This is a genomic window from Luteibacter sp., assembly GCF_051958795.1.
GTDB lineage: Bacteria > Pseudomonadota > Gammaproteobacteria > Xanthomonadales > Rhodanobacteraceae > Luteibacter.
On sequence record NZ_JBQCFT010000380.1, the window covers coordinates 1 to 8,187 of the forward strand.

Here is an 8,187-nt window from a genome sequence, read left to right on the forward strand (position 1 = left end):
GGTGCCTGCGCATACCCACGCCAGAGCAACCAGCACAGGACCATGACAACGAGCGTCCCGGCGCCGAGGATTGCGCCGATCGCTGTCAGCGAGCGGGCAGCGATGCGATGGGGTTGGTGATTCATGGCAGGACCATCCATGCGACGTGACAGGCCTGGCCCAGCCACATGGACGTGGCGGCAAGACGTAGTCCGGTGGCATTGATGCGCCACCGGGCCGGAAGCACGGCAAGGACCGGCACAATCACGTGCAGCACGAAGGCCGCGATGATGAGGGTAACCCACGCCCCGCGCGTGCGCGGCAGGTACCAGCGCGCTTCGTCGGGAAGATCGGCCACCCACGCGGCAAGGTAGTCCACACCGGCGAGGTAGGCCCAGCCCAGGGCCAGGCACACCATGAGGCCTGCGGCATCGGTCGTACGTTGCCTTTCACAGAGCCGGGGCGGTGGAAGGGAGCTTGCGACCGCCAAGGCGAATGCCGATGCCAATTGACCGGTCGCCAGAGCCATCCCGATCACCGTGGAAGACCACGGCGTCTGGGGCGCCACGATCCAGTCGGTCGCAAAGAGAAGACAAGCCAAAGCCCATGCGACGAGGACAGGTCCCGCCATGCGGAACGCGAACACCGCGCCGATACCCCACACGACGAAGACCCCGGCCGTGCGACCTATCAGCCATATCAGGGATACGTGCGCCTGCTCTGGGAAGAATCCCCCGGAGCACGCCAGACAGGCCGCCGCCAGCGCGGCGGCGGGGATCAACAGCCATGCCATGCGCCGCCAGGCATCGTGGAAGCAGGCACCCCAGGCGCCGCCTGTTAAAGCGGCGATCGCCCGCCATGCCACGCTGCCGGCACCCATGGCCGAGCACAGTACCATCGCCACGATGAGCAGACGCTCGGTCATCGGCGGGCCGCCGCGGCATCCATGGCTTTCAGCCGCTGGATATCTTGCGGCTCAAGTCGGTCGATGGGAACCTCGCGACTGAACTGCAAGGCGCGGATATAGGCAACGATCGCAGCGCGGTCCGAAGGCGCGACACGATCGCCATAGGGATACATGATGCCCCAGCCGTGTGCGATCACGTCTTCGAAGTGACCGTCGTCCGCCTGGCGAAGCCGAGCCTGGTGATACGACGGCGGTGCGGGGAACCCGCGCCGCACCACCATGCCGTCGCCATCGCCCGCGGCGCCGTGGCAAGGCGCGCAGTAAATGGTGTAACGCTCGCGCCCTCGTTCCAGCCGTGCAAGCGGCGACAGCGCCGGGTCGGATGGGTCGTCCACCGGAACGGTACCAACCGGGACTTCACGTGCCGCGACGGTGTCCTTGAACAGCGGCGCCTCCGCACCGCGCTTGTAGCGAGGCTGGTCATACATGTCGTGCATGCCGCGTTCGCAACCGGCCAGTGCAAGCAGTAAGCCCAGCAGCAGGAGGCGAGGGGCGGTCATGCCGGCACCAAGGCGTAGCGCATCGGGTGCAACTCGGCGATATCCCGGGCGCAGCGATGCTCGTCCCACAGCGGGTCGTCCGCACGCACGAGCATGAGAAATCCGGCGCGGCTGGCTTCATCGAACCAGGGGACGTTGAACTCGGGTCGATAAAGCCGTGGAAGGCCGGTGCGAAGACAGAACGTCGCCAGCGCCGCCAGCGCGGCAAAGAGCATGCCCATTTCAACGGCCGCAGGCGCAAATGCCGGCCAGCTGGCCGGCGGCCGGCCGCCGACATCGAGAGGGTACGCGTGCACGGCCGCGATGTACTGCATGCCCAATACCACCGCGACGCCAGCGATGAACGCGACAAGCACGGCGCGTGACATGGCGTCCGTGCGCCGCACCGGCGCATCGTCGACGGGCCACGGGGTAAACGATTCCAGGGAGCGATAGCCTTGGGTCGATAGGGCGGCCCGCGCCGACCGTAGCGCGTCGACCGTCGGGAACTCGGCGAGCATTCCGTAGGTTTTCATGGCGCCCGCTCCCTGCGCAGTTCGGCCAGCGATACCACTGGCAGCACGCGCATGAATACGAGGAAGAGCAGCACGAAAAGCCCGCATGAGCCGAACAGGAAGACGAAGTCCCAAACCGTGGGATGGAAACTTCCCCATGCAGGTGGCAGACCGCTGCGATAGAGCACGGTGACGATCAGCATGAAACGCTCCATCCACATCCCGACCAGGACAAGCGCCGAAACGGTCCCCAGCATCCACGGCGAACGTCGCAGGCGCCGCGACCACAGCAACTGGATGGCGAGCACGTTACATCCCATCGTCAGCCAGAACGTCCACGCGTACGAGCCCGTCATACGGTTTTGCATCACGGCCAGCTCGTCCGGGGCACCTCGATAGAACGCCGTGAATATCTCGCTGGCGTAGCCGTAGATGACGACCCAGCCGGCCGCGAGCAGCAGCTTGCCCAGCTTGTCCAGGTGATCATCGGTGATGACGTCCCGCAGGCCGTAGCCATGGCGCAATGGCAGGCTGAGCAGGGCGACCATCGCCGTGCCGGAGAAGAGGGCCCCGGCGACAAAGAACGGCGGGAAGACGGTGGAGTGCCAGCCCGGCAGGTAGCCTTCGGAGAAATCCAGCGCCACCATGCTATGAACCGAGAACACCAAGGGCACGGCGATGATCGCGAGCAGTCGACTGAGCTGGCCGTGCACGCGCCATTCGCGTGCCTCGCCACGCCAGCCCATGGCCAGCAACGCATAAAACACCTGTTTGCCCCGGGTGGTTGCGCGATCGCGCACGGCCGCGGCATCGGGCACCAGCGACACGAAGAAGTAGATCACCGATACGATCACATACGTGCCGATGGCAAAGAAATCCCAGGTGAGCGCGCTGCGCCACTGCGGCCACAAGCCCATCTTGTCCGGGTAGGGCGCGATCCAGTAGGCGAAGTAAGGCCTTCCCAGATGCAGCACCGGGAAAAGGCTGGAAACGAAAAGCGCAAACAGCGTCATGGCCTCGGCATGCCGAGCCAGCGCGGCGCGCCACGGTTGCGAGGTAAGGTAAAGCGCGGCGGAAATGAAGGTGCCCGCCATGGCGATGCCGATCCACCAGACATAGTTGGTGATGTCGAAGGCCCACGCCACGGGCATGTTATTGCCCCAGACGCCGACCCCTTCGTGCAGGAGGACGACGATGCCTGCGACCAACGCCCCGGTCAGAACGAGTGCCACGGCAAAGACCGACCACCACACCTTCCCGGCGCGGCGGCGTAGAAGCAGACCGGTGACGTGGTCGGTGAGGGCGGCGGGGCCCGCGGAAGCCAGATGGGTCATGTCGCGGGCCACCCAGGGTGACGCTGCCGGATCGCAGCCAGATACGTGGTCCGCGGACGCGTATTGAGTTCCTCAAGCAGCACATAGTGCCGATCCGATGCGCGCGCCTTGGCCAGATCGCCGTTTGGCTTATTCAGGTCGCCGAAGCTGATTGCCCGCGTGGGGCAGCTGTCCTGGCAGGCCGTCGTCACCTCGGCCAGATCGCGATGGTCACGGCTCGCCGAGGCGTGCGCCCGCTCGATGCGTTGGACACAGTAGGTGCATTTCTCCATCACCCCTTTGTTGCGCACCGAGACCTCCGGATTGCGCATGGCCTTCAGGCTTTCGCTGACCAGGTCCGCATACTGCAGGAAATTGAACCGACGGACCTTGTACGGACAGTTATTCGCACAGAAGCGCGTGCCGATGCAGCGGTTATAGACCTGCAGATTGAGGCCCTCGCTGTCATGCACGGTGGCTTCCACCGGACACACGACCTCGCACGGCGCGTGCTCGCAATGCATGCAGGGCACGGGCTGGTGGTATGCGTCGGGCGCGACGGCGCTTCCCTGAAAATATGCGTCCACGCGGATCCAGTGCATGCGTCGTCCACGCGCTACTTCTTCTTTGCCCACCACGGGGATATTGTTCTCGGCCTGGCAGGCGATCGTGCAGGCGTTGCATCCGATGCATGCGGCAAGGTCGATGGTCATGGCCCATCGATGCCCACCGACCACGGCATCGGCGTAAAGCGTCGGTGGTGTGCGTGGAGGTTCGGTGGCCTCTCCAGGCGCGACCGTGCGGATGGCGTGGCGTGTTCCCATGTCTTGGAGCACCTGGGTGACGGCCAGCAGCTCACGCCGGGCGACCTTCTGCAACGACGCACCGGTCGCGTGCCATTGATCATCACGTGTGCGCAGCGCGAACCCGTTGTAACCGTAACCGGCACCCAGCCCCTCGGTGCGCCCGTTACCGAGTACCACGGTCACCGTGCGCGGCGCCTGACCGGGGACGACCAGGACGGGCCCTTCGAGCGATCGGCCCTCCAGGGTCAGGCGGATCACGTCACCATCGCGAAGGTCGCGCGCGGCGGCGAGTTGGGGCGAAATGAGCAGCGCATTACCCCAGGTGATCGACGTGATGGCCCGTGGCAGCTCCTGTAGCCAGGCGTTGCTTGCATGGCGGCCGTCCCAGAGGTTCGGGTCGGGACGAAAGACGACGTCGACCGACGCCGGGCTTGACGGGGTCGGCGCCGCCATCGAAGGAGCCTGAGACGACGGTTTGGCCGCAAAGGCCGGCGCGCTGCCCCCGGCCGAAGCGATGACACCGTCCTGGAGCGCGCGACGCCAGTTCGCCTCGTCGAGGCCGGACCAGGTCTGTCGTATGCGTGTCAGTGCGTCGGTCGCCACTGTGCCGATCAGCAGATCGAGCACATCATGGATGCTCCGTCCGTCCACGATCGGCGTGAGCACCGGCTGCACGATGCTTACCGTGCCGTCAACGGCGCGCAGGTCGGACCAGGTCTCCAGAGGATGAAGCGCCGGAAGGTGCCACGCGGCACGTCCGGCCGTCTCGTCGCGGTAGCGGCCCAGGTGAACGAGGGTGGCGGCCTGGGTGACCGCTTCGGCGAAGCCAGGAAGCGTATGGACGGGGTTGCCATCCAGCACAAGCAGGGTGTCCACGCGGCCGGCGACCAGGTCGTCGACGAGCGATGGCGTTTCGGCGCTGCGGGTCGAGGGGAGGGCGGCTTGGCCGAGCGCGGCGCGTATGAGGTCGACGTGGCGGCGCACGTCAGGACTCGTCCAGGGGCCGGCGACGACCAGAGACCGGTCGCGATGCGCGCGCAGGTCGCCGGCAAGGACGTCGATGCGTTGCCGGTCGGTAGCGGCCAGGTGGGATGGCATGTCACCGGTCAGCGCGGCCAGGAGGGCGCCACTGACCGATGCCATGGCGGACGCGTCGACGGGCCAGGCATGGTCGGCGTTGCGTCCGGTCAACGAGGGCGTGGACTCGATCGCATATATGCGCGCGCCGCGCATCCGTGCCGCCGCGACATCACGCGCGACGCTGACGTGCCCGGGCAAGGTGCCGAGGACATCCGCGTCGAAGGCGACGACGAGGTCGCGGTCCTCGAGTGACGGGGGTACCTGGGCATTGTCCACGGGCTCGTGGATGTGCCATGTGGCCGCGGGGAACGCGCGCATGAAGGCCTCGCGTTGGCGCAACAGCGTCGGTGAGGCGATGCGACCGGTGACGATATGCAGCCCATGGGCGTCGCTTGCGAAGCGTTGGCGAAGCCCCGCCAGCGTCTGCTCGAACGCACTCCAGTTTCCCGGTACGCCATGGTGTCGGGGCGCGTCGGAGCGCTGGGGATCCCATAGATCAAGGATCGCCGCTTGCAAGCGGGCGCTGCTTCCACCGCGCGTCAGCGGATGGCGCGGATTGCCGTCCAGCTTGATGGGCCGACCGTCGCGCATCGTCGCCATCACACCGACAATATCGCCCCCCACATCCAGAGCCGTGGCGTAGCGTGCCTCCTCCGGTATGGGCCGACCATCGCGGCCCGGTTCGGCCACGATGTTCTCCGGCGGCGGCCCCGAGCAGCCAGCCAGTCCGGCGAAAGCCAGGGATGCCCCGAGCAGCCGAAGGAAACCGCGACGATCCATGCCCGGTTCCATGAGCGCAAGCTGGGGGAGGAGGCCAGCGAGCCGCTGCCGCTGCACCGGGTCGTCGGCCAATTCATCCAGCGCACGCCAGAAGCCTGGACTTCCTGCCGCCGGCAGCGCCGTCCGCCACAGGTCCCGGTCGCTCATCGGTGGCATACCGAGCAATCGGTGAGGCGCCGCCGGTCGATCCGGAACGCCTCCACCAGATGCATTCCAAGCATGTCATCTTTCGGGTCCGCCGGCTGCATGGCGAGCACCTGGTCAGGGGCCCGGACGGCACGCTCGGGGTGGCGGTGGCAATCCAGGCACCACTTCATGGTGAGCGGTGCTTCGCGGCGCATCAAAGGCATGTGCGCCACATCGCCATGGCACGAGATGCAGCCGACGCCATTGGACACGTGCACGGCATGGTTGAAGTAGACGAAATCCGGCAGGTCGTGGACGCGCGTCCAACGCAGCGGCGCGCCACCCTGCCATGCATCTCGGAGCGGTGCGAAAACGGGCTGATGCGCAAATAATTGCGAGTGGCACGTCATGCATGTCGACAGCGGGGGCATGCCGGCGAACGCGGCAGTTTCGACGCTTGCGTGGCAATAGCGGCAATCGAGCCCGACCTCGCCGACATGATGCTGATGGCTGAAGGGTATCGGCTGTTCCACAGCTTCGTCCGTCGCGTTGGGTTCGGCGATGACACCCCGCCAGGTCGCCACCCCAGCGACGACCATCACGAACACCGCCAGGCACGCCAGCGCCGCGTAGAGGCCAGAGCGTGGGTGGAAAGCCTGAGCCATGTCCCTCGATGCGTCGCGTGAACAGATCGACGCTAGCGACCGCAGCGTGGGCTATGTGTGAAGCCGCGCAAACAACCCATGCTTTTGCGTCTATCGCGAGGCATGCGCGTCACGCCGCACACGCGGGATCGGCGACATGCTCGTGGTGCTTCTCGCGCGGGATGCGGACGGATTCCGGCCACGCTGCCTTGGCGGAGCCGCTCCGGGGCGTTGGCTTGGGCCTGCGACTTGGTAAGGTTCCTGCCCCTGGGCGCGCCCGGCGAGCGCCCGTCCAATCTCTGCATATACCATTTGCTTCGTGCGACCGGCATGCGCCACTGCCCATGGTTCGTTGCGGCAAGCCTGCGATTTTCAGACCTGCGCTCCCAGGGATCACATCGGATCGGCTGCAACTGCTGCCACGGCGCGCGTGAGCCTACCTAGAGTTCAGACCGTGGTAATGCATCCAAGCACGCCAGATTGAGCCCTCGATGGCGCGCGTCGGCGAAGTGTGGCGCCGCCCAGACGTCCATTCCGACACTGATTCTCGGGTCGAGGGACAGCGTCCGCGTGAAGCGTGGACGGCGCTGGCTATTACGCCTTGGGCTCTTGCTGCACGGTACCCAGGTCCGCACCGGTCACAGGGTCCCGGGATGGGTCGGACGCACCGCGAGCGGCAAAGGCTGCCACTGCCTGCTTCTCGTCGGCGGCCAGGGTAACGGACGCCTGACCGTCGCCGCCATCGACAGGAAGCGCATCAGCCTCGGGCGTGATCACCTTGTTGAAGTCCTTGCCCTGAGACCAGGGTCCGGTGGCGTCTCCTTCGCCGCGTGAAGCGTTTACGTACACGTCCGTAAAGCGCGGATCCCCGGGTAACTTACCCGGCGGGAAGCTCTTGTCCATCGAATAGAGCGCCTTTTCGAACGACTTCTGGTGCGCGATTTCACGCGTCATCAAGAACGTCAGCGCGTCCTTGACGCCGGGGTCCTCTGTCACGTTGATAAGGCGTTCATACACGATCTTCGCCCGCGCTTCGGCGGCGATGTTCGAACGCAGATCGGCAGTCGGCTCGCCGATGGAGTCGACATAGGTACCGCTGAAAGGCACGCCTGCGGAGTTGATGAGGGCCGGTCCGCCACCGAACAGCACTTGCGTCACGTGCGAATCATTGCCGGCGCCCTGTAACGACCTGAACAATTCAGCCTCCGAATCGACCGCCTCGGCAAGCCTCCCCTTGGCGCCCCGGTTAAGCATGGCCACAAGTGAGCCGATCACCTCCAGGTGGGTCAGTTCCTCTGTCGCGATATCGAGCAGCATATCCTTTCGGCCTGCGTCTTCCTCGGCCAAGGCCTGGGTGAAATAACGCATGGCGGCAGCGAGTTCGCCTTGCGGACCACCGAATTGCTCGAGCAGCAGGTTCGCCAGGGCAGGGTTGGTCTCGCTGACTCGTACGGTGTATTGCAGTCGCTTGTTGTGGTTGAACATGGGCTGGCTCCTT

7 protein-coding genes are annotated in these 8,187 nt (G+C 65.8%); all 7 read right to left on the reverse strand.

Going from position 1 to position 8,187, the window contains the following annotated elements:
• Positions 1-121: 121 nt before the first annotated feature.
• Positions 122-904, reverse strand: a complete 783-nt coding sequence (locus ACTHLF_RS20235) for a hypothetical protein (protein ID WP_440329874.1) — start codon at positions 902-904, stop codon at positions 122-124.
• Positions 901-1,446, reverse strand: coding sequence for a c-type cytochrome (locus tag ACTHLF_RS20240; protein ID WP_440329876.1), 546 nt, complete (start codon positions 1,444-1,446; stop codon positions 901-903). Before ACTHLF_RS20240 ends, ACTHLF_RS20235 begins: the two co-directional genes overlap by 4 nt.
• The gene (locus tag ACTHLF_RS20245; protein ID WP_440329878.1) at positions 1,443-1,961 is read right to left on the reverse strand and encodes a DUF3341 domain-containing protein; all 519 of its coding nucleotides are present in this window, start codon (positions 1,959-1,961) and stop codon (positions 1,443-1,445) included. The genes ACTHLF_RS20240 and ACTHLF_RS20245 overlap by 4 nt, the downstream gene beginning before the upstream one ends.
• Positions 1,958-3,286, reverse strand: coding sequence for an NrfD/PsrC family molybdoenzyme membrane anchor subunit (gene nrfD, locus ACTHLF_RS20250; protein ID WP_440329880.1), 1,329 nt, complete (start codon positions 3,284-3,286; stop codon positions 1,958-1,960). The genes ACTHLF_RS20245 and nrfD overlap by 4 nt, the downstream gene beginning before the upstream one ends.
• Positions 3,271-6,066: a Fe-S cluster-containing hydrogenase gene (locus tag ACTHLF_RS20255; RefSeq protein ID WP_440329881.1), complete on the reverse strand. Its 2,796-nt coding sequence runs from the start codon at positions 6,064-6,066 to the stop codon at positions 3,271-3,273. The genes nrfD and ACTHLF_RS20255 overlap by 16 nt, the downstream gene beginning before the upstream one ends.
• On the reverse strand, positions 6,063-6,710 hold the full coding sequence (locus ACTHLF_RS20260) for a cytochrome c3 family protein (RefSeq protein WP_440329883.1): 648 nt from the start codon (positions 6,708-6,710) through the stop codon (positions 6,063-6,065). The genes ACTHLF_RS20255 and ACTHLF_RS20260 overlap by 4 nt, the downstream gene beginning before the upstream one ends.
• Before the next feature lie 573 nt (positions 6,711-7,283).
• The gene (locus tag ACTHLF_RS20265; protein WP_440329885.1) at positions 7,284-8,174 is read right to left on the reverse strand and encodes a manganese catalase family protein; all 891 of its coding nucleotides are present in this window, start codon (positions 8,172-8,174) and stop codon (positions 7,284-7,286) included.
• Positions 8,175-8,187 lie beyond the last annotated feature (13 nt).